This is a genomic window from Pelagibacterium sp. (assembly GCF_035555455.1).
Taxonomy (GTDB): Bacteria; Pseudomonadota; Alphaproteobacteria; order Rhizobiales; family Devosiaceae; genus Pelagibacterium.
The window spans coordinates 1-21916 of sequence record NZ_DATMGM010000051.1; the positions used below are offsets into that span (position 1 = coordinate 1).

General features: G+C 62.1%; 21 protein-coding genes. 11 read left to right on the forward strand and 10 right to left on the reverse strand.

The features are described from left to right. The 4 genes from VNS12_RS10015 to VNS12_RS10030 form a co-directional block, all read right to left on the reverse strand. The coding region (locus VNS12_RS10015; protein ID WP_325487691.1) for an oligosaccharide flippase family protein at positions 1 to 1265 on the reverse strand (1265 nt) is incomplete at its 3' end. Continuing rightward, entirely contained in the window at positions 1262 to 2308 is a 1047-nt protein-coding gene (locus VNS12_RS10020) for an NAD-dependent epimerase (protein WP_325487692.1), read from the reverse strand. The genes VNS12_RS10015 and VNS12_RS10020, both read right to left, overlap by 4 nt. Next, complete coding sequence (locus VNS12_RS10025) at positions 2305 to 3672, reverse strand: UDP-glucose dehydrogenase family protein (RefSeq protein ID WP_325487693.1); 1368 nt, start codon at positions 3670 to 3672, stop codon at positions 2305 to 2307. The genes VNS12_RS10020 and VNS12_RS10025 overlap by 4 nt, the downstream gene beginning before the upstream one ends. A gap of 106 nt (positions 3673 to 3778) precedes the next feature. Further along, positions 3779 to 4003: a hypothetical protein gene (locus VNS12_RS10030; RefSeq protein WP_325487694.1), complete on the reverse strand. Its 225-nt coding sequence runs from the start codon at positions 4001 to 4003 to the stop codon at positions 3779 to 3781. Between the two features lie 61 nt (positions 4004 to 4064). Between VNS12_RS10030 and VNS12_RS10035 the strand changes: the two genes are divergently transcribed. Further along, positions 4065 to 4472 (forward strand): VOC family protein, encoded by a 408-nt coding sequence (locus VNS12_RS10035; protein ID WP_325487695.1) that lies wholly within the window; start codon positions 4065 to 4067, stop codon positions 4470 to 4472. A 29-nt stretch (positions 4473 to 4501) separates the two neighbouring features. Here the strand turns inward: VNS12_RS10035 and ilvD are convergent, their stop codons facing one another. The 4 genes from ilvD to VNS12_RS10055 form a co-directional block, all read right to left on the reverse strand. Beyond that, entirely contained in the window at positions 4502 to 6175 is a 1674-nt protein-coding gene (gene ilvD / locus VNS12_RS10040) for a dihydroxy-acid dehydratase (protein WP_325487696.1), read from the reverse strand. 171 nt (positions 6176 to 6346) lie between these two features. After that, the gene (locus tag VNS12_RS10045; RefSeq protein WP_325487697.1) at positions 6347 to 7300 is read right to left on the reverse strand and encodes an isoaspartyl peptidase/L-asparaginase family protein; all 954 of its coding nucleotides are present in this window, start codon (positions 7298 to 7300) and stop codon (positions 6347 to 6349) included. Between the two features lie 60 nt (positions 7301 to 7360). Further along, positions 7361 to 8947, reverse strand: coding sequence for an ABC transporter substrate-binding protein (locus tag VNS12_RS10050; protein ID WP_325487698.1), 1587 nt, complete (start codon positions 8945 to 8947; stop codon positions 7361 to 7363). Between the two features lie 17 nt (positions 8948 to 8964). After that, positions 8965 to 9546, reverse strand: a complete 582-nt coding sequence (locus VNS12_RS10055; RefSeq protein ID WP_325487699.1) for a MarR family winged helix-turn-helix transcriptional regulator — start codon at positions 9544 to 9546, stop codon at positions 8965 to 8967. 189 nt (positions 9547 to 9735) lie between these two features. Between VNS12_RS10055 and VNS12_RS10060 the strand changes: the two genes are divergently transcribed. The 8 genes from VNS12_RS10060 to VNS12_RS10095 all read left to right on the forward strand — a co-directional run bounded on the left by VNS12_RS10060 (position 9736) and on the right by VNS12_RS10095 (position 16236). Further along, complete coding sequence (locus VNS12_RS10060; protein ID WP_325487700.1) at positions 9736 to 10437, forward strand: creatininase family protein; 702 nt, start codon at positions 9736 to 9738, stop codon at positions 10435 to 10437. A 56-nt stretch (positions 10438 to 10493) separates the two neighbouring features. Continuing rightward, positions 10494 to 11465, forward strand: a complete 972-nt coding sequence (locus VNS12_RS10065) for an ABC transporter permease (RefSeq protein WP_325487701.1) — start codon at positions 10494 to 10496, stop codon at positions 11463 to 11465. Between the two features lies 1 nt (position 11466). After that, positions 11467 to 12366, forward strand: a complete 900-nt coding sequence (locus VNS12_RS10070) for an ABC transporter permease (RefSeq protein WP_325487702.1) — start codon at positions 11467 to 11469, stop codon at positions 12364 to 12366. Further along, a complete protein-coding gene (locus tag VNS12_RS10075) occupies positions 12363 to 14051 on the forward strand; it encodes an ABC transporter ATP-binding protein (protein ID WP_325487703.1) in 1689 nt (562 codons plus the stop codon). The genes VNS12_RS10070 and VNS12_RS10075 overlap by 4 nt, the downstream gene beginning before the upstream one ends. 131 nt (positions 14052 to 14182) lie before the next feature. Next, a complete protein-coding gene (locus VNS12_RS10080) occupies positions 14183 to 14851 on the forward strand; it encodes a DUF599 domain-containing protein (RefSeq protein ID WP_325487704.1) in 669 nt (222 codons plus the stop codon). A 13-nt stretch (positions 14852 to 14864) separates the two neighbouring features. Beyond that, positions 14865 to 15353 (forward strand): lysozyme inhibitor LprI family protein, encoded by a 489-nt coding sequence (locus VNS12_RS10085; protein ID WP_325487705.1) that lies wholly within the window; start codon positions 14865 to 14867, stop codon positions 15351 to 15353. Between the two features lie 43 nt (positions 15354 to 15396). Next, positions 15397 to 15618, forward strand: coding sequence for a DUF3329 domain-containing protein (locus VNS12_RS10090; protein ID WP_325487706.1), 222 nt, complete (start codon positions 15397 to 15399; stop codon positions 15616 to 15618). Positions 15619 to 15786: 168 nt separating this feature from the next. Then, positions 15787 to 16236 carry a c-type cytochrome gene (locus VNS12_RS10095; RefSeq protein WP_325487707.1) on the forward strand — a complete coding sequence of 150 codons (450 nt, stop codon included), beginning with the start codon at positions 15787 to 15789 and terminating at the stop codon, positions 16234 to 16236. Positions 16237 to 16272: 36 nt separating this feature from the next. On the opposite strand, the gene VNS12_RS10100 is transcribed toward VNS12_RS10095, so the two are convergent. Together VNS12_RS10100 and VNS12_RS10105 are read right to left on the reverse strand one after the other, a co-directional pair. Further along, positions 16273 to 17130, reverse strand: coding sequence for a substrate-binding periplasmic protein (locus VNS12_RS10100; protein ID WP_325487708.1), 858 nt, complete (start codon positions 17128 to 17130; stop codon positions 16273 to 16275). An 82-nt stretch (positions 17131 to 17212) separates the two neighbouring features. Then, positions 17213 to 18970, reverse strand: coding sequence for a pyrroloquinoline quinone-dependent dehydrogenase (locus VNS12_RS10105; RefSeq protein WP_325487709.1), 1758 nt, complete (start codon positions 18968 to 18970; stop codon positions 17213 to 17215). Positions 18971 to 19267: 297 nt separating this feature from the next. Here VNS12_RS10105 and VNS12_RS10110 point away from each other — a divergent pair, with 297 nt between their 5' ends. After that, a complete protein-coding gene (locus VNS12_RS10110; protein ID WP_325487710.1) occupies positions 19268 to 21535 on the forward strand; it encodes a 4Fe-4S binding protein in 2268 nt (755 codons plus the stop codon). Positions 21536 to 21545: 10 nt separating this feature from the next. Then, positions 21546 to 21916 (forward strand): FAD:protein FMN transferase (locus VNS12_RS10115; protein WP_325487711.1); only part of this gene is annotated, 371 nt, incomplete at its 3' end.

Genomic DNA, 21916 nt, shown 5'->3' on the forward strand with positions numbered 1-21916 from the left:
AGGCTTGCCGAAAAGGCTGCGGCTGCTCCAGAGGCGCCGAAATTTGGTATGAATGCCACGCAGAAAAAACAATTAACTAGAGTTCCTGCAATGACACCGCGAACAGCAATACGTTCCCTTCCGGCCATGTTTAACAAAACGTCGTTCGAAGACATTATGGAATTCCATAATTGTCCAAAAACCAATATGATAAGAGGGACGTATGCAGGGGAGAAGGTTCTTCCAAAAACAATGGATATCAACTCCTTTCCCAGAAATACATAGGCAACAATAATTGGAATGGATATGATGGTGACAATTCTTGCGGTATATGTCAGGAAGGACTGAAGTCTCTCCAGATCTCTGCTCTCTATCATTTGGGCAATATAGGGCGAGGCGACCATGTTTGCGGCGGCAAGGCCGAGGGATACAAGCGTCGCGCCCTGCAATGCTATGCGAAGGAAGCCCACCTCCTCATTTGAGGACAGCATGCCCGTGGTCACAAGGCCGACATTCATGTTGACGACTTGGACACCCGTGAAAAGAGCTAGCGGCAGAGCGCTGGCCAGCCACGCTCTGGGATGTGATTTTGAGCCGGGTTCGGACAGCAGTGCGGCGGGGCGGGCGCGGAGAAGGAGCCAGGCTCCGATAACAAACGCGATGAGGCTGGCGAGGGCGTGCAGCATCATGGCGTCGGAGGCGGAGAGGGCATGGGTGGAGAGGCCGAAATGGGCGCCAAGCACCAATAGGATCAGGAAGGCCGGGCGCAGGATGAATTCGGGCAGTTGGCCCTGCACGACGTGACGAAGCCCTCGCAGCGCGGCCCCGCGCAGATTTCCCAAAGCGACAAGTGGGATCAGGATCAGGCCCCAATAGAAGACAACAAGGCCACCATCGGGCAGGCGGGTTGCAAAGAGCCACGCAGCCACACCACCAAGCACCATCAGTGCGACCGACATGGCCAGCGCCATCAGGGTCGACCAACGCCAGAGGCCTTTTATCAGGCTCCAATCTTCATGCGCCTGGGCCTTGGCCGTTTCGCGGACCACAAGGTTCGGCAAGCCCATCTGGGCGGGAATGGCCAGGATGGTGATCAGGGCGAAGACAAAGGAATAGATGCCGAACCCTTCAGCCCCCAGAGTGCGTGCGAGGACGACGGCCAGAATAACGTTGAGCAGGGTCGAGCCAAGCTTGACCGCGAGCGAGCCGACCCCGCCGCGCAACAATTGCCCTTTGAGGCCCTTGTCGGACCTGAAGGCCGACAGGGTTCGGGCCAGCGGGTTCAAGGTGCGGGTTCCGTTTGAGACAGGCCATCATAAAACATCCGATACCACTCCACAAACCGGCTGATCCCCTCTTCAACCGTAGTTTTTGGGGCATAGCCGGTGGCGTTGGTGAGTTCGGTGGTGTCTGAAAACGTGTCGGGGACATCGCCGGGCTGGAGGGGCAGCAGGTTGCGGATGGCCTGTTTGCCCAGGGCGGATTCGAGGGCGTCGATATAGGCACCGAGCGTCACCGGGGCGGAGTTGCCGATATTGTAGAGACGGAAGGGGGCGTTGGACGTTGCCGGATCAGGGGCGGCGGCAGTCCAGTCCGGGTTGGGGGTGGCCGGGCGATCGGAGGCGCGGACCACCCCTTCGACGATGTCGTCGATATAGGTAAAATCGCGGGTGTGGTTGCCGTGGTTGAACACGTCGATCGGCTTGCCCTCGATGATGTTGCGCGTGAATTTGAACAGGGCCATGTCCGGTCGTCCCCACGGGCCATAGACGGTGAAAAATCGCAATCCTGTCGTCGGCAGTCCGAACAGGTGGGAATAGGAATGGGCCATCAGCTCGTTGGCGCGCTTGGTGGCCGCATAGAACTGCAGGGGATGATTGACGCCATCATGTTCGGAAAACGGCATTTTGGTGTTGGCACCGTAAACCGACGAGGTCGAGGCGTAGGTGAGGTGCGCGATCTGGTGAGCGCGGCAGGCTTCGAGGATGTTGGTAAAGCCGGCGAGATTGGAACTCACATAGGCGCGGGGGTTTTCAAGGCTGTAGCGCACACCGGCCTGCGCGGCCAAATGGATCACCCGATCGAATTTCGTCTCGGCGAAAGTGCGGTCGACTGCCTCGTGGTCGGCGATATCAGCGCGGATGAAGCGGTAATCTGCTCCCTGGCGGGAGGCGAGTTCATCAAGGACGGCGAGGCGCGCTTCTTTCAGCGCGGGGTCGTAATAGTCATTGACCACGTCCAACCCGACGACGGTGTCGCCGCGCTCGATCAGCCGTCGCGCCACGTGAAAACCGATGAAACCAGCGCTGCCTGTGACGAGGACTTTCACGAGATTTTTCCGACCGCTTCGGGGCGGGCGAAGGCGGGGGCACGGCCGATGCTGTAATAGTTCCAGCCATCTTCGCGCAGGCGGTCGGGGGCATAGATGTTGCGGCCATCAAAAATGAGGCGCGAGGCCATGCGGGCCGCCATATGGTCAAAATCGGGCGCGCGGAACTGTTGCCATTCGGTGCAGATGGCAAGGGCATCCGCCCCGGTCAGCGCGGAGTATTGATCGGCTGCCAACGCCAGGCCGGCGCGATCGCCATAGAGGCGGCGGGTTTCATCCATGGCCACCGGGTCATAGGCGGTGATGGTCGCGCCTGCCGCCAAAAGGTCCTCGATCAGCACGCGTGAGGGCGCTTCGCGCATGTCGTCGGTGTTGGGCTTGAAGGCAAGGCCCCACAGGGCGATCCGCTTGCCGGCGAGCTTGTCTTTTCCCCCAAAATGGGCGGCGATCTTGTCAAATAGCGCGGTCTTCTGGCGGTTGTTGACGGCTTCGACGGCGGCGATCAGGGGGGCATCATAGCCGATTTCCGTCGCGGTGCGGCCCAGCGCCTGCACGTCCTTGGGGAAGCACGAGCCGCCATAGCCGAGCCCCGGATAGATAAAGTGATAGCCGATGCGGGGATCGGAGCCGATGCCGCGACGCACTTCTTCGATATCGGCGCCAAGCCGCTCGGCGAGGTTGGCAATTTCGTTGATGAAGCTGATCTTGGTGGCGAGCATCGCGTTGGCGGCGTATTTGGTCAGTTCGGCCGAACGGACGTCCATATAATGGGTGCGATCGTGATTGCGGTTGAAGGGCTCATAAAGCTCCTTCATCACGGCGCGGGCCCGATCGGTTGCGGCACCGATGATGATGCGGTCGGGCTTGAGGAAATCATTGACCGCAGCGCCTTCCTTGAGGAATTCGGGATTGGAGACCACGTCGAAGGTGTGGCCTGTACCGCGCTCGGCGAGCACCGCCTTGAGCTTGTCGCGCACCTTGTCGCTGGTGCCGACCGGAACAGTGGATTTGACCACCACCACCTTGTGTTCGTCCATGGCTCCGGCGATGGATTGGGCGACGGCCAGCACATATTGCAGATCGGCGGCGCCGTTTTCATCGGGTGGCGTGCCAACGGCGATGAACTGCACCTGGGCGTGGGCAACGCCCCGATCGACATCGGTGGAAAATTCCAGATTGCCTGCCGCTACCGTACGCTCAACCACGGCTTCGAGACCCGGTTCGTAAATCGGAATTTCGCCCCGCTCCAACCGCGCGATCTTTTCGGCATCGACATCAACGCACACCACATGGTGCCCGACATCGGCCAGGCAGGCGCCGGTGACGAGGCCGACATAGCCGGTGCCGAAAATGGTGAGTTTCATTGGATGACGCCCTTTATGGATTTGCCGATCATATAGCCCATGCTTCATCCGGGATGAAGCCGCACAGGCCTTCTTGATGGCAATCTTGTCAGAAGCGCGGCGCTCTTCAGGCTATTGTTGTGGCCGATCTGCTGTAAATGCGAAGCCGCGCGGCCAGAAAGGCGCCAGGCGTCTCGAACCCCGCCATCTTTATCTCCAGCCGCGCGCTTGCCGAGGCGATCTTGCCGCGTTCGCCGGGATCGTCGGTCTTGCGGTTGGCTTTGAACCCGCGCCGCTGGTTGAGATGAACGAGCGCCCGGCCCACATGGTGCAGGGAAAGAGCGGTGTTCAACGTCACATTCTCGTTCAAATGCGCACTTAGATTTTCGGGCGTTGTGAGAGAGGAGCAACCCATGAAAGTCGTTGCTAATATTGATTTCGATGGCGATTGCCGCGAGGCATTCACCAGCTATGCCAAAATTCTCGGCGGGGAAATCCGTGGCATGATCAGCCATCGCGATATGCCCGAGGCTTCGCACGGCGTTCCCGAAGATCGTCTCGACCGCATCGTGCATGCCTGGATCGATATCGGCGATCAGGCGCTGATGGGCCAGGACATGCAGGATTTCTCTGGGCGCAGCGGTTATAGCGTCACCGTCGCTGCCGATTCCGTCACCGAGGCCCGCCGTATTTTCGAGGCCCTGTCCGACGGGGGCGAGGTGCTCATGGCCTTCGAGGCCCAGTCGTGGTCGCAAGGCTTCGGCATGACGACAGACCGGTTCGGAGTCACCTGGGTCATCGATTCACCCGCATCGGAATAATTGGGGGCCCCGAGCGTCGGCTGCGTTGCCTAACCTGTGACCGCGCCCTGGTTGGCCGGGCGGGCGAGGGCAAAGAATTTGCTCAGGACGCCTTTGGTGTAGCGCGGAGCGGGTTGGACCCAGGCGGCGCGGCGGCGGGCGAGTTCGGCGTCATCGACCTCCAGTTGCAGCACCTGGCGGTGGGCGTCGATGGTGATGCGGTCGCCTTCCTGGACCAGTGCAATGGCGCCCCCGACATAGGCTTCGGGGGCGACATGGCCCACCACCATGCCCCAGGTGCCGCCGGAAAACCTGCCATCGGTGATCAGCCCGACGCTTTCGCCCAGTCCCCGCCCGACAATGGCCGAGGTGGGGGCCAGCATTTCCGGCATGCCCGGGCCGCCCTTGGGGCCAAGATAGCGCAGAACCACCACATCGCCGGGTTTGATCTGGTCGCCCAGAATGGCGGTCATCGCCGAGGCTTCGTCATCGAATACCCGCGCCGGGCCCGAAATCACCGGGCTCTTGAGGCCGGTAATCTTGGCCACAGCGCCATCCTCGGCCAGATTGCCCTTGAGAATGGCCAGATGGCCCTCGCGATAGAGCGCCTTGTCGAAGGGGCGGATCACGTCCTGGTCGGCGCGCGGTTGATCGGGCACGTCGGCCAGTTGCTCGGCCAGCGTCTGGCCGGTGATGGTCATGGCATCGCCATGCAGCAGACCGGCGTTAAGCAGCTGCTTGAGCACCTGGGGAATGCCGCCCGCCTGATGCAGATCGACGGCCATGTAGCGGCCCGAAGGTTTGAGATCGCACAGCACGGGCACCTTGCGGCGCATGCGCTCGAAATCATCGAGCGTCCATTCGACTTCGGCGGCGTGGGCGATGGCCAGATAGTGCAGCACGGCATTGGTCGAGCCGCCCACCGCCATGATCAGCGCTACAGCGTTTTCGATCGCCTCGCGGGTGACGATGCTGCGCGGGGTGCGCTGATGGATCACGGCATCGACCAGCACCCGCCCGGCCTCGGCGGCGCGCTCGACGATTTCGGCGTCGGGATTGGCCATGGTGGAGGAATAGGGCAGGGCCATGCCCAGCGCCTCGAAGGACGAGCTCATGGTATTGGCGGTGTACATGCCACCGCACGAGCCGGTGCCGGGGCAGGCATTCTGCTCGATGCCCTCGAAATCCTCCTCGCTCATGGTGCCGGCCATGTAGGCACCGACCGCCTCGAAGGCGGAGACGATGGACAGGTCCTGTCCCTTCCAATGGCCGGGCTTGATGGTGCCGCCATAGACATAGATGGCGGGGGCATTGGCGCGCAGCATGCCGATCATGCCGCCGGGCATGTTCTTGTCGCAGCCGCCCAATACCAAGACGCCATCCATCCACTGGCCCTGCACCGAGGTTTCGACGCAATCGGCGATCACTTCGCGTGAGACCAGCGAATACTTCATGCCTTCGGTGCCCATCGACATGCCATCGGAAATGGTCGGGGTGCCGAACATCTGCGGGTTGCCGCCGGCCTGCTTGATGGCGGCGCTGGCGGCATCGGCGAGCCTTTGCAATCCGGCATTGCAGGGCGTGATGGTCGAATGCCCGTTGGCGATGCCGATCATGGGCTTGTCGAAATCGGCCTTGGTATAGCCAAGCGCATAATACATGGCGCGGTTGGGCGAGCGGGCTACACCCTGGGTGATGTGACGCGAGCGGCTATTGGCGGACATGGCAAACTCCTTGCAGGAAGGGGCACCCGCAGTGCCGCAAAAGCGACAAACCGCGGGGTGCCCATTCGAGGCTGCGAGTATGGCAGGTTTCCGGCTTTACTGTTTGCGGTCAAGCGAAAATGAGGAGTTGCCGATGCGGCCCGCCGCTATCGCACGGCTGGGCTGGTCTTTTTAGTGTGGCTCATAGGGCAAGACGAGGTCATGCGAGGCCACGTGGAACTGGCCGGACTGGGTGACCCAGCCGCGGAACATGCCATCGGTATTGTAGGGGGCCGCGATCGCGCCGTCGGCACCAACCGCGACCAGTCCCGCGCCAATATCATAGGACTTGAGGTCTTCCATGATGACCCGGGCGGCGGCGGTTTTCACATCTTCGCCCAGATAGGCGATGCGGGCGGCGACTTCATGACCGACCACGTGGCGGATGAAGAACTCGCCCTGACCGGTGCCGGAAACCGCACAGACACCATCGCGGGCGTAGGTGCCCGCGCCGATGATCGGGCTATCACCGACACGCCCGTCCGGCTTGTTGTTGTAGCCGCCGGTGGACGTGGCGGCTGCGAGATGGCCGTGCTGGTCAAGCGCGACGGCGCCGACGGTTCCGTGTTTTTCGGATTCGCTGGCGCTGGCCCTGGTGCCCGCGGCTGCGTGGGCCTTCATCGCAGCGAGCGCCAGCCGCCGCCGCTCGGTGGTGAAATATCCCTGCTCTTCTACCGCCAGTCCCTGCGCCTCGGCAAAGTGGTCGGCTGCGGGGCCGGCCAGCAATACGGCGTCGCCATGCTCCATGACAGCGCGGGCGGCGAGCACGGGATTGCGGATATGGCGCGCGGCGCAAACGGCACCGGCAGCCAGCGTGGTGCCGTCCATGATCGAGGCATCCAGCTCATGGATGCCGTTTTCGTTCAGCGCCGCCCCGTGGCCGGCGTTGAAATGGGGGCTGTCCTCCATGACGACGACAGCGGCCTGCACGGCATCGATGGCGTGTCCGCCGCCCGACAGGACGGCATAGCCGGCCTCCAGAGCGCGCCCGAGATCGCGCCGTGCCGCAATCCACTCGTCCTCGCTGAGATCGAGCTTGGCCATCACGCCACAGCCGCCATGAATGGCGAGAGAAAAATTCGTCATTGGAGGTCTCCGAAATAAAAAGGACACCGGCCCGCGCCGGTGTCCTTCATAGGGGCTGGCTTACTGGATGGGATGGATATCCATGGCCAGCGTGTCCTCGTCCGAACGCGGATCGTAGGTCAGCTTGTCGGCCCGGATGCCCCAGGCGGACAGGTTGGTGGCCAGCGGCAGGCCGGGCCGGTCGGTCGCCACCAGCATATTGGCTTCTTCAAGCAGGCTGCGGCGCGTGTCCTCGTCCATTTCGACAGCGGCGTCTTCGATGAGCTTGTCCATTGTCGGGTTAGAATAGCCCCGGGTGTTGAAGGCACCGAGCGAGGTTTCCGGATCGTTGGTGTGCATCAGCGACGACAGCATGTAGTTGGCTTCGCCGGTCAGCGTGCCCCACGACGCCATGTAGAGGGAATATTCGCCCCGGGCCTTGGCCGGGTTGAACACGGCGGCAGGAACGCCCTGAACGTCGGTGGTCACGTTGATCGAGGCCAGCATCTGGGCGACGGTGGGACCAAGCTCGGTCGGCATTCTGTCATTGGAGTAGCTCAGCGCCACTCTGAAGCCTTCCGGATAGCCGGCCTCTTCCATCAGTTCGAGCGCCCGGTTGACGTCATAGACCGGCGGGGCGATCTGGTCATTGTAACCGAAAATGCTGGTGCTCACGAGCTGGGTGGCCACGATGCCCATGTCTTCAAGGGCGAACTCCACGATGGACTCGCGGTCGAGCGCCAGATCGAAAGCCTCGCGCACCCGAGGATCGCGGAAGGGGTTTTCGGCCAGCTTGTTGCCGGCATTGTCCCAGACCTGCGGAGAGTCTTCGCGGAAGTCGAATTCCAGATAGGGGATGTAAACGGATTCCGTCTTGACAATCTCCAGATTGGGCGCGGATTCGATGCTGGCCAGATCGGTGGCCGGGACCTTGGAAATGATATCCACCTGACCGGCGAGCAGCTGGGCAACGCGGGCTGCGTGGTTGGGGATCTCCTTGCGGGTGACCTTATCCCACGGCTGCGCACCCTCCCAGTAGCCGTCAAATTTCTCCAGGATCAGGTCCTGGGTCGGCGCCCAGCTGACGAATTTGTAGGGGCCGGTGCCGATGGTCGCCTTGCCCGTGTTGAAGCCCTCGGCAGAGGTTTCCTGGGTCGAATAGTCAGCCGCGGCGGTGTGCGAGACGATGAACAGGCGCACGAAATCGTTGGGCAGGGTGGGAGCCGGGCCATTGGTCATTACGCGAATGGTATAGTCGTCGATGATCTCCACATCGGCGACGCGGCGAATATAGATGGTCGAGGGGTTGGGGCCGGTAACGTCCGGGATGCGCTCAATGGAGAATTTCACGTCTTCGGCGGTGAAATCGGAGCCGTCGTGAAACTTGACGCCTTCGCGCAGCTTGAATTCCCAGGTCGTATCGTCCAGCGCTTCCCAGCTGGTGGCCAGAGACGGCAGGATTTCCAGGCTGTTGCCCGAGCGCAGCAGCGTGTCGAACACGTGCTTGGTCGCTTCGGCATTGGCCGCCGTTGCGGTGTAATGGGGGTCCATGGACGCCGGACCCGACATGGTTGCGATCACCAGATCGGCGGCAAAGACGCTGACCGGCGACATGAGCAGCGCGCCCACGAGGGTGCTGCGGAACAAGGATTTGAGATGTCTGTGCAAGGGTTCCTCCTGAGGAATTAAGGGGTTACGTCGATATTTCTGGCCTGATCCTCGTCGATCGACTGCGGCCATCCGCCCGAGGCGGTGACGAGTTTCGTCATGATCTCGGACAGGCTGAGCCGTTCGGCGGGGCTGAGGCAATCGAGCATCAGGCGTTCGTGTCCGATCATGATGCCTTTGGCGCGCTCTACGGCCTGCTTGCCCTTTTCGGTCAGGATCAGGGTGATGCGCCGTTGATCGTCCGGGTCGGTCTGGCGGGTGATCATGCCCTGCCGGTCAAGGCTGGTGGTGGCGCGGCTGAGGGTGTTTTTCGGAAACCCCGAGGACCGCACCACTTCGGTTGGCGTGGACATGCCACCCAGGTAAAGTGACCACAGCACCACAAATTCCGGCCGCAACAGGCCCAGATGCTGCTGGATATAGCCATAGACCGGATTGTTGAAATGCAGCGCCAGGTAGTTGAGGCGGAACGAGAACCAGCAGGGGTTTTCCCACAGCTTTGCATACATCAGGGCGTCGACATCAGAGCCGGGAAAATTGGGGGGCGTTTCCCATCCTGCTCTGCTCTCAAACAACGCCTGACGTTGCGCGCCGCTCATTCCCACCTCCACCGTTCCAATGGGGCATTAATTCCAAATGAGACATTATTCGGCAGCTCTGCCTTGCGTCAACTGCAATTTCTGATCCATAAAGAACCAATTTCGAGAATAGGCGGCCCGCTTTGAAGGTCGTTGGACAGGTCGAGCGGGTGCGCCAAAGCGCAGCCGCACAGAAGCGAAGGACAGAAAATGCGCATTCAGGACATGCATTGGAGCCAGGTCGAGGAGCGGGTGAAACAGGACGATCGCTGCGTTCTGCCGATCGGCTCGGTCGAGCAGCACGCTTATCTTAGCCTCGCGACCGACGTGATCCTGGCCGAGCGGGTGGCGGTTGAGGCCGCCGAGCCATTGGGGGTGCCGGTGTTCCCGTGCCTGCCCTATGGCATGGCCTCGGGTTTTGCCGATTTCCCCGGTACGGTCACGCTTTCGCTGCGCACCTATATCGGCATCATGGAAGACATGCTCGACAGCCTCTATCGCTCAGGCTTCCGGCGCATCCTTATTGTCAACGGTCATGGCGGCAACACGCCCGTCAATCCGGTGATCAGCGAATGGCTGAACCGCAATCGTGACGCTTCCGTCAAGCTCCATGACTGGTGGCGCGCGCCCAAGACCATGGCCAAGGTGCAGGAGATCGATCCGGCGGCCTCCCATGCGAGCTGGATGGAAAACTTCCCCTGGACGCGACTCGAAGGGGCGCCGATTCCTAATTTCCGCAAGGAATCCATAGATTTTTCTGCCACAATGCGCGTTGATGCGGGACGCAAGCGCGAGCGGGTCGGCGAAGGCAATTATCACGGTGTCTTTCAGCGGCCCGATGAGGATATGCTCGCCATCTGGGAGGTGGGTGTCGCGGAAACCCGTGACGAGATCGAGCACGGCTGGCACTGAGTTTTACAGCGGGGCCCTGAGGGCTCCGCCGTCACACGCGCCCAGGGAGGCGGACCATGGCATCCTTCATTCTTCGCAGACTGGTCCAGGCGCTGTTCGTCCTGCTGGTCATGTCCATGCTGGTGTTTACGGGTGTCTATGTCATCGGCAATCCGATCGACGTGCTGATCTCGCCCGATGTGACGCAGGCCATGCGCCAGCAGGTGATCGAGCAATATGGACTGCACCTGCCGTTGTGGCAGCAGTATTTGCAGTTCCTGCAGCGGCTTCTGACCGGCGATCTGGGACGCTCGTTTGTCTTCAACATGCCGGTGCTCACCCTGATCGGCCAGAGGTTGCCCGCGACGCTGGAGCTGACGCTCACCGCTGTGCTGTTCGCCTCGATCGTTGGCATTCCGCTTGGGGTCTATGCCGGCTACAAGCCCGACAGCCTCGCCGCAAAGGTCATCATGGCGGTTTCGGTTCTGGGGTTCTCGGTGCCCACCTTCTGGATCGGCCTGATGCTGATCATGGTGTTTGCCGTCCAGCTTGGCCTGCTGCCAGCGGGCGGGCGCGGTGAGACGGCGGACCTGTTCGGCGTGCCGTTTTCCTTCCTGACGGCAAATGGCTGGTCGCACCTCGTGCTTCCGGCTCTCAACCTGTCGCTGTTCAAGCTGGCAATGATGTGCCGGCTGGCGGCCTCGGGCACGCGCGAGATCATGCTGACCGACACCATCAAATTCGCCAGGGCCGCGGGGATTTCCGAAGGCACGATCCTGCGCCGGCACGTGCTCAAGCTGATTTCGATCCCGCTGGTGACGGTGTTCGGGCTGGAGTTGGGCTCGACGCTGGCCTTCGCGCTGGTCACCGAAACGATCTTCAGCTGGCCGGGACTCGGCAAGTTGATCATCGATTCCATCACCTCGCTCGACCGTCCGGTGATGGTCGCCTATCTGATGTTGGTTTCGGCGCTGTTTGTGTTCATCAATCTGTGCGTGGATCTGACCTATGCGGTGCTCGATCCGCGCCTGCGGCAGGGGAGGCGCTGAGATGGCCATGGACACTCGCGCGGTAAAGGCGGTTTCGCCGCTGACCGAATTCTGGCGCACCTTCCGCCGCAACAAAATCGCGGTCGCCGCGCTATGCGTGGTGCTCGCCATCATCATCGTTGCGGTGTTTGCGCCGTTCATCGTGCCGCAGGATCCGTTTGATCTCAAATCGCTGGTGCTGCGCGACTCGCGCCGACCCCCGGGGCATGTGGGGGCGACCGGAATCGTGCATCTGTTGGGCACCGACAGCCAGGGCCGCGATCTGCTTTCGGCCATCGTCTATGGCTTGCGCATCTCGCTCCAGATGGGACTGGTGGCCGGTGGCATCGCCTTTACCATCGGCGCGGTGGTGGGGAGCTTTGCCGCCTATGTCGGCGGGCGCGTCGAGAGCATCATCATGCGCATCGTCGATGTGCAGCTGTCGTTTCCGGCGATCCTGCTTGCTTTCGTCGTGGCCGCGATATTGGGGCAGGGCAAGTCCCAGCTCATCCTGGCGCTGGTCTTTGCCCAATACGCTTATTTCGTCCGCACGGCGCATGGCGCCGCTGCCGCCGAGCGGCAGAAGGACTATGTGCAGGCCGCGCTTTCGGTGCCGATGAGTGGCTGGTTCGTCATCACCCGCCACATCCTGCCCAATTCACTGCCGCCTCTGATCGTGGTGGCGACGGTACAGATCGCGTCCGCCATCTCGCTGGAAGCCACGCTTTCGTTCCTCGGGGTGGGGCTGCCGCCAACCGAACCGTCGCTGGGCATGCTGATCGCCAACGGTTTCCAGTACCTGATGTCGGGCCGCTATTGGATCGCCATCTATCCGGGCGTGGCGTTGATCGTTCTCATCATGGCCATCAATCTGGTCGGCGACCAGATCCGAGACCAGCTCAACCCAAGGCTGCGCAAATGACTCCCCTTCTGGATGTCCGCAACTTGCGGACCTATTTCGAGACTGACAAAGGCGTCGTCAAATCGGTGGACGACATCTCCTTTGAGCTGGGGCGCGGCGAGGTCATGGGGCTGGTCGGCGAATCGGGCTCGGGCAAGTCGATCACCGGCTTCTCGCTGATCGGGCTGCTGGACGAGAACGGCCATATCCAGGAGGGCAGCTCGGTCCGCTTCAACGGGCGCGAACTGGTCGGGCTCAGTGAAAGGGAATTGCGCGCGATCCGGGGCAAGGACATCTCCATGGTGTTCCAGGACCCGATGATGACGCTCAATCCGGTGGTGAAGATCGTCGACCAGATCGGCATGGCGATCCGGGCCCATGAAAAGGTGTCGGATGCCGAAATCAGGAAACGCGCCATCGAGGCGCTGGACCGGGTTCGGATCGTCGATCCGCAGGACAAGGTGGATCAATATCCGCACGAGTTCTCGGGCGGCATGCGCCAACGCGTGGCCATCGCCATCGCCCTGTTGCACCGGCCGCAACTGGTGATCGCCGATGAGCCGACCACAGCGCTCGACGTGTCGGTGCAGGCGGAAATCCTGACCATGGTGAAGGCGCTGGTTGCCGAGATGGGCACATCGCTGATCTGGGTGAGCCACGATCTGGCCACGGTATCCTCCATCGCCGACACCATTGCGGTGATGCGGCGCGGAAAAATCCTCGAAGCCGGGCCGGCGCGCGAAGTTCTGCACCATCCCCGGCATCCTTATACGCAGGGGCTGCTGGACGCACTGCCGTCCCGCTCGAAGCCCGGCGAATTGCTGGCATCTGCCGCGACCGAAGCGGCGGGCGCCATGGAATTGACCGGACTGGGATCGGGTGCGATCGACGCCGCGCCTGACGAGACGTTCGTGAAGGCCGAGAACATCGAGAAGGTTTTTGCGCCCCGTATCGGCGCTTTCCACCGGCTCGGAATCCGATGGGGCGTAATGCGCGAGCCCAGCCCCGTGCGCGCGGTGAAATCGGCAAGCCTGACCATCGCCAGAGGCGAAATCCTTGGCCTCGTCGGGGAATCGGGCTCTGGCAAATCGACACTGGGGCGCATCCTGTGCGGCATCTATTCGCCGGATGCGGGCACCGTCAGCATTGGCGGCAAGCCGGTCCGCTCGGACAAGGGCAAGCTGGGCACCCATGTGCAGATGATCTTCCAGGACCCTTTCGCCTCGCTCGACCCGCGCCGCACCATCTTCCAGTCGGTTTCCGATGGGCCGATCGCGCATGGTTTTTGCACCCGCGCCGGGGCGCGCGAGTATGTCAACCGGTGGCTGCGCGCGGTGGCCTTCGATCCGGCGCTGGCCGATCGCTATCCGCACCAGTTCTCGGGCGGACAGCGACAGCGCATCGCCATTGCCCGGGCGCTGGCCCTGCAACCCGAAGTGATCGTCTGCGACGAGCCGGTGGCCTCGCTTGACGTCTCGATTCAGGCACAGGTCATCAACCTGTTGATGGAACTGCGCCGCACGCTCAACATCACCCTGCTGTTCATCAGCCACGACCTGTCGGTGGTCCATCACCTGTGCGACCGTGTCGTTGTCATGCGCCACGGTGAGATTGTCGAGGAAGGCACGGCCACGCAGGTGTTCCACGCCCCCCGCCACCCCTACACCCAGATGCTGCTGGATGCCGTTCCCAAGCTGGAGGCGTGAACGGGGCAGGGGGACGCTGGAGAGACCTGCGATTGTTATCCAGGCCAAGCCGTATATAGGTGTTGCGCGCGCCAGAGGCTCCGGAATACGGACCGGGTGCGCCAGACGACACAATGCGAGGGGGTTGGCCGATGAACGGGTTTGCGATTTTTGCATCCGTCCTGCCGCTGGCGGCGGTGTTTTTTTATGGATGGGCGGCGAAGATACTCGATCGGCGGCGGCCATCGCTGGCCTCACTGATGAATGAGCAGCGGTTCAACTGGGTGACCCAGGCGACGCGCAGGGATACCCCGCTCGATGCGATCCTGTCGGGGAACCTAATGAGTTCGGTATCGTTTTTCGCTTCGACCACTGCGCTGCTGATTTTGGCGCTGTTTGCGGTGGTCGGGCAGATGCCCCAGTACGCGCCGGCGCTGTCGCTGATCAGTTTCGGCCCGAAGCATTCGGAACTCGACTTGCAGATTCACACCCTCGTCATGCTGATCCTGTTCGTCTATGCGTTTCTCGCCTTCACCCTGTCGTTGCGCCAGTTCAACCATTTCTGCATTATGCTGGGCACGTTCGACCATCGCATTTCGGCACCGCCCGAGGACATCCGCATCATCGCGCGGATCAACGCCATGGCGGCGCAGCGCTTCAATGCCGGAATCCGCGCTTATTATTTCGCCATTCCGATGGTGTCCTGGTTCGTGTCCGGCTGGCTGGCGATCGGAGTGACGGTGGGGACGGTTATCATGCTGCTGCATCGTGAGTATTTCTCCGATGCGCGCTGGATGGTCGCCCGTATCACACCCCACTAGCGAGGAGGATACCATGTTCCGCATTGCAGCCCTGATGCTGGGTTTGAGCGCAGTGCCTGCGCTCGCAGAGGACGCGCCCACGTTCACCACCGAGGATGCGCGGCTGATGGTGTCGTGCCTGGATGGCTCGACCGTCGGGGAAGGCGAAAACGCAACCGATTGCGTCGGGGTCGCTTCAAGGGCCTGCATGGAGACCGAACCGGATGGGGCAACGACGGTTGGGATGGTTGCCTGCACGGCGCGGGAAACCGCGTGGTGGGACAGCCAGCTCAACGCCCATTACAGCAGCCTTGAGACCAGCCTTTCGGCGGAGCTGGCGACCGCATTGCGTGAGGCACAACGGGCCTGGATCGCCTATCGCGATGCCGGTTGCGGCTTCGAATACGATCTGTGGAGCGAGGGCACCATCCGCGGTGTCGTCCATGCGGGTTGCCTGCTGGACGAAACCGCAAGGCGGGCCCAGCGCCTCGCCGGTTATGTCGATGGCGAGGTCGCCCCTTGAGCGAGGCGCGCGCCCGTGGCACCAAGGTGACAGGAGGACGCCCATGAATAATGATGCCAATCACCCCTGGTTTCGTCCGCTGTGGCGTCGCGCGCTGATGGTGGTCATCTGCGCGGGACTGGCGGGGTGGGACCTCTATAACGGCAATTTTGGCTGGGCGCTGATTTTTGGCGGACTCGGCGCCTATGCGGTCTATATCTTTTTCATCGCCTGGAACCGGGATGCGCCCAAGACTCCGGATACTTCCGACACGTCAGAGGGATGAAGCGGGATCGCGGGGCAGCGGTGCAGGGCGTTCCTGGTGGAGGACGGTTCTGTCTTTATTGGGGTTGCAATTGCAAACTGCCTCAGCTTTGCTGGCTGTCTAGTCAATCGCTACTGTGGCCCGCGTCGCGGGTATTGTCGGTAGTCGCGTATGAGGAGGAGAGAACTAATGGCCCCAGATAATGGCGGTTTCCTGCCGCGGTTGATTCTTGCTGCGGGACTGGCGGGCGGTGCGATGCTGGCCATGCCGGCAGTGGCCTTCGCCCAGGATGCAAGCACCACCAGCCCGGTGACCTACTCGAACGATCAGGCCGACCGTGGCAAGACACGGTACGCGCGCGATTGCGAGGAGTGCCATGGCGCCGATCTGCGCGGTGGACTGATTGGTGGGCCCCCGTTGCGGGGCGCGGCGTTTGAACAGAAATTTGCCAATGGCGCCCCCGCGTCGGCCATGTTCATGTTCATGAGCACCACCATGCCCCCCAACGCGCCGGGCCGCTTTTCGGCTGACGTTTATGCGGACCTGATGGCGTTTATTCTCAAGCAGAACGGCTTTCAGCCCGGAGCGTCGCTGCCATCCGACGTCGATGCGCTCAACAATCTGATCGTCGAGAAATAAAGCCTTGCCGCCCCGCCTTCGGACGGGGCGGTGGTTCTATTGGGGCGGCGTGGCCGGGAAATCATATTCCTCAATGATTCCCGCCAGCGTTCCATCTGCGGTGAGCGCGGCGAGCGCTTCGTCGATTGTTGTGCGCAGGAACGTCTGATTGGCCAGCAGGAGGCCGCCAACGCCCAGCCGGATCGGGGCCAGCGGGCTGGGGTCTATTACCCGCAGCTCGGCGATGGCTGGATCGGCTTTGGCCATGGCCCAGAAACTGGGCGCCCAGACCAGGGAAACGTCCACAGTGCCGTTGATCACGGACTCAATGGTGAGATCGCTGGTGCCCATCGGGTAGATCGGCCAGCGATTTTCCGGGGTGAGCGTCTGGATATAGGTGAAAAGCTGGAGATGGGCGGACGTCGCCTGGGTCGCGGCAATGGGTTTGCCGGGGGCGAGGTCGGCCAGAGTGTTGAGATCGGGGTCGCTGGTGATGAACACATATTCCGATTCATAATACGCTCGCGTGGCGGTCAGCCATTCGGGAATGCCTTCGGGGATCAGCTTGAAGCCCATATAGACGTCGCAGTGTTCGAGAAGAATTCCGTAAATGACGGTGATGTCTTCACGGATCATGTCGCGTTCGACGGTATAGCGCTCGGGTGTGAGCAGCAGGCCGGAGGCGATATTGTCGGCGATATCGGCGGCGAGTTCCCAATCGGGATCGCGCTGGTCGACACAGTAGCGCAGGTGGGATTCATCGAAGGTGCGGCCGATGTTCCATTGGCCGGGCGCGAAAGGTACGTCGTAGAATTCGGGCTCTTGCGCCTGTACCGCAGTGATGGGCGGCACGACGGCCGCCAGCGCCAGCACTGCGGTCAGCAGTGAACCAGCCACTTTTCCGATAATGGACATGCGCTCGCCTCCTGTAGAAAAAAAGCGGGGCGGATTGGAAAAGCCCAGTCCGCCCCGCACTCAATTGGTCACCTCACCAGGATCAGTTCTCAGGCAGCGCGAACACGTAGAGCGTGGCCGGATTGTCCTGAGGAAGCCGGATTTCTGGCGTCAGGGACGACAGACGGCCCAGACCCGAAGCCCAGTTGGTAACAACGGCGACATACTGCTTGCCGTTCGCCTCGTAGGAGATCGGGAACGATTCCAGCGAGTTGCTCAGCGTCGGACTGGTCCAGAGCACGTCACCGGTTTCATCGTCGAGAGCCATGAACTTGCGGTCCAGGCTGCCGACAAAGACCACACCACCTGCTGTGGGCAGGGTGGAGCTGGTCACCGGCGGACGCTGACGGTACTGCCAGACTTCGGACTGGTCGACCATGTTGATGGCGCGGACCTGACCGATATTGCCGTCACTATCCGGGGTGGGAACCCGCGAGAAGGTCGCCATGCCGCCGCCCGTATAGATTTCGCCCGGATCGAGCGGATTGGGCGTGGTGTTGGAGCAGAACTCCACCGTCGGCATATAGAGAGTCTGCGTACGCGGGCTGTAGGCTGTGGACTGCCAGGCGCGACCACCGGGGTCGGCAGGGCAGTTGAACGTGGTTTCGCCGATATGGGGAACCGTGTCAGGGTTGAAGGTCTTCTCGCCCGTTTCCGGATCGATCGACTGCACAACGTTCTGGGGTACGGTCTCTTCGGCCCACAGCCACTCGCCGCTGACCCGGTCGATTGCCTCGATAATACCGAGCTTACCGGTCGTCACCACCATCTGGCGGTCTTCGCCATTGAACGGCAGATCGACGAGGATGCGCTCGTACACATAGTCGAGGTCGAGGGAGTCATTTGGCAGGTACTGGTGGTACCACTTCAGCTCACCGGTCTTGGGATCGATGGCGAGGGTCGAGTCGGTATAAAGCGCGTCATTGGTGACGTTGGGATCCGAGCTCTTGGGCAGCAGGCCGCTGATCTCGGCGATCCACGGATAGGGCTGTCCAACGCCGGCGAAGATCAGGTTCTGATCCGGGTCATAGGACCCGCTGATCCAGGCCGAGCCGCCGTGACGGGCTTCGAGCGGAATACCGTTCCAGCTGTTGCCCTCGGGGGTATCGCCGCGGGCAATGGTGTTGACGCGCCAGAGCTCTTCGCCGGTTTCCGCATCATGGCCGGTGATAAAGCAACCGCCTGGCTGGCCGCTGCCGCACCCGGTCATGCCCTGGACCACGACGCCATCGGCCACAATGGGACCGCTGGAGAAGCTGTAGCCGTAAGCGGCATTGGCGACCTGCTTGTCCCAGACAAGCTGGCCGGTCTTGGCGTCAAGCGCGATCAGGTGGGCGTCGCGCGTGGCGATATAGAGCTTGTCCTGATAGATCGCCTTGGACCGCATGCCGCTGGGGCTGATCCCGTCCGCAAGGTCATATTCATATTCCCAGATGAGGTCGCCGGTGGCGCCATCAAGGGCCTGAATGACATGGGACGAGTTCTGCAGATAGAGGATGCCGTCATGGGCGAGCGGGGTTTCCTGAGTCCGCCCGCCGGGAGACATGCCCCACGCCCAGGCGAGTTGCAGATCACCAACGTTGTCCTTGTTGATCTCTTCGAGCGGGCTGTAACCCCAGCCATCATAGGTCCGTCGCCACATCAGCCAGTCGCCATCGGCGGGGTTGGCCAGCATTTCATCGGTGACGGGCGTCAGGTTGTCGATCGGGTTGTCCTGACCAATCGCAGTCTGCATCGTAAGCATGGATACAGACGAGGCCGCGATGGCAAGCAAACCCACCAGGTTTCTGGTTCTTCTCATGAAAATCTCCTCCAGATACGGTAGTACCGGCTTCAACAGCTGAGAGGTGCGACTTCAAAATCTATAATGTGACAGCTAATCTCAAATTGTTGAGTGAGGCCGGCCAGTTCAGATCGTATGCCTGCTTGATCGGCTTCGTCAACCATTGCCTCAGTTTGCAATCGAGCCGCAGATTTGTTTGCCGCAGGGACGCTGGCGTCGGGCGTCGTTGCACGCTTGCGGGCGGTCAAAGCGCGTGTTAGCCGTCTAAACTTGAGCCTCGGGCCGGGGGAGACCATCCGGGGCAGGGGAAGGCGTATGGACTATTATGCGGCGCGCGTCGGACTTCCGGCCAATAACCGTTCTCGGCCTTATGGGGCCATGAGGCCAGAATTCGATCCACAGGTGCGGCAAGCCTTTCGCAAAGGGGCGGTGACGAGCGGGCAAAGCAGTAATGCCCTGCTTTTCCTCGCAAGGCTGCTGGTAGCGGCGCTGGTTTTGGCGATGGCGGCGAGCGCTGCCTGGGCGCAGGGCGCGCCCCTTGGCGTGCGGGCCAGTGCGGACTTGCGGCAGGAGCTGTTTCCCGGCGCTGACCGGTTTGAATTGACGGAGGGCACCCCGTCCTATCTGCGCGTTTATGAAGGCGACGAGCCGGTCGGTTATATTTTTTCGACCCTCGATGTGGTGCGGGCGCGCTCCTATTCGCCCACCCCGTTCGACGCCATTGTCGGGATGGACCTTGCCGGCAAGCTCACCGGTGCCAAGGTCATCCGCCAGCACGATCCGTATCTGACGGGATTTCCGCAGCGGGTGGAGCGGCTGGGGGAGTTTCTCGACCGCCATATCGGGTATTCGGTGGAAGCGACGGAACCGGCACCGCTCAAGCCCGACTTCATCCAGAGCACCACGATTTCGGCGCGCAACATCCGGGCGGGCATCCTCGATGCCGGGCGCATCATTCTGAAGGCCAACGATCCGCGTCCGCCGATCACCGAGCCCACCATCGACCGGCTCACCTTCGAATGGCTCGATTGGGAACAGATGCTGGAGATGGGAGGCGTTGCCGATCGCCTCGTCACCTTTGGCGAAGTGAGCGAGGCATTTGCCCGAGAGGGTATCACCCCCGTTGGCATGGATGTGCCGCTCGACCGGGGCAGCGCCGACAGCCGCTATGCGGAACTGGTGGTTGCGGTGGCCAATCCGCCGCTGATCGGCCGCAACATGATCGCGGCCACGGGTTACACCAGCGTGGTCGAGCCGACCGGCGACGATGTGGCGATGATCGCGGTGATGTCAGGCGGCTATTACGACTTTTTGGGCACGCGCTATCAATCCGCCGAGTTCGAGAACCGGTTTGACAGGATCAAGCTGGTTCAGGGCGGCCTGGAGCTGAGCCTGTATCAGGACGATTTTTCCCATGTGGGGCCGACCGTCCAGCGCTCGGGTGGTCCTATCCTGCGGCATGCGGGGGTGTTTGCCATCCCGCTCGACACCGGGTTTGATCCCCTCGCGCCATTTGACGTGGTGCTGATGGTGCATGCCACCGACGCAACCGGTGTCACACGCACGGTTGAGTTTCCGGCCAGCTATCAATTGCCCGCCGAGGCGGTGCTGATGCCCTATGTCGAACCCTTGCCGCCCTGGGCGGAGGCATGGCTGGAGTCGATCCCGGACCTGGCCGTGTTGGGGGTCATGCTGGTCGCGCTGACACTGATCTTTGTATTCCAGGCGCAGCTGTCGCGGCGGCGCAAGCTGCATCTGTCGGTGCGGACCGGGTTTCTGGCCTTCACATTGATCTGGCTGGGCTGGATGGCCGGGGGGCAGTTGTCGATCGTTCACCTGGTCAACTACATCAAGGCGCCGTTCGAGGGCGCGGATTTGGGGTTCTATCTGGCCGAGCCGCTGATTGTCGTCATCTCGATCTATGTGCTGTTGTCGCTGATCGTGATCGGGCGGGGCGTGTTTTGTGGCTGGCTGTGCCCGTTCGGGGCGTTGCAGGAGTTGACCTCGCGGATAGCGCGTCTGCTCAAGCTGCCGGTGTGGAATCCCTCTGTGCAGATGCAGCGCTGGATGTGGCTGCCCAAATACGGGCTGGCGGCGCTGATCGTGGGTACGGCGTTCGTGGTGCCGGAGGCGCTGGCCAGCGTCGAAGAGGTCGAGCCGTTCAAGACCGCGATCACCTCAGCCTTCACCCGGCCCTTGCCGTATGTGACCTATGCGGTGCTGCTGCTTGGCATCGGGCTGTTCACCGAACGGTTCTTTTGCCGGTTCCTGTGTCCGCTGGGGGGCATCCTGGCGCTGGGCGACCGGCTGCATCTGTTCACCTTCCTCAAGCGCCGGCCCGAATGCGGCACCGGGGGGTGTCATTTGTGCGAGCGGTCCTGCCCGGTCAAGGCCATCGAGCCGAGTGGCAAGATCATCATGGCCGAGTGTTTCCAGTGCCTCGATTGCCAGGTTGAATATTATGACGATCATCGCTGCCCGCCCCTGGCGCAGGCTCGCAAGCGCCGGGAGCGCGCTGATCGCGGTGTGCGTGAGCCGCTGGTGATGACGCTCAACGGGAAGGTGCCGGCGGTCAATGCGTGAGGAACAAGTCATGCCCGGATCCAGCCGCGCCAAGGGACCATCGCGGCGGCAGGCGCTGAAAATTCTCGCGGCCTGTGCAGTGTTGCCGGTGGGCGTGGCGGGATTTCGCCTGATCGGGCCCAAGGCAACGTTCCACGAATGGCACGGCGAGGCGCTGGGCGCACAAGCCTCGATGCAGCTTTGGCATGCCAATCCCGGCCATGCACGGCGTACGCTGGCCCGCATGGCATCCGAGGTGAACCGGCTTGAAGCGAGCTTCAGCCTCTACCGTGCCGATAGCGAGATTTCCCAACTCAATCGCGATGGAGTCCTGCCGGGGGCGTCACGGGAGATGATTGCGGTGCTGGAGGCGGCGCGCGCCATCGCCGAGGCGAGCGGCGG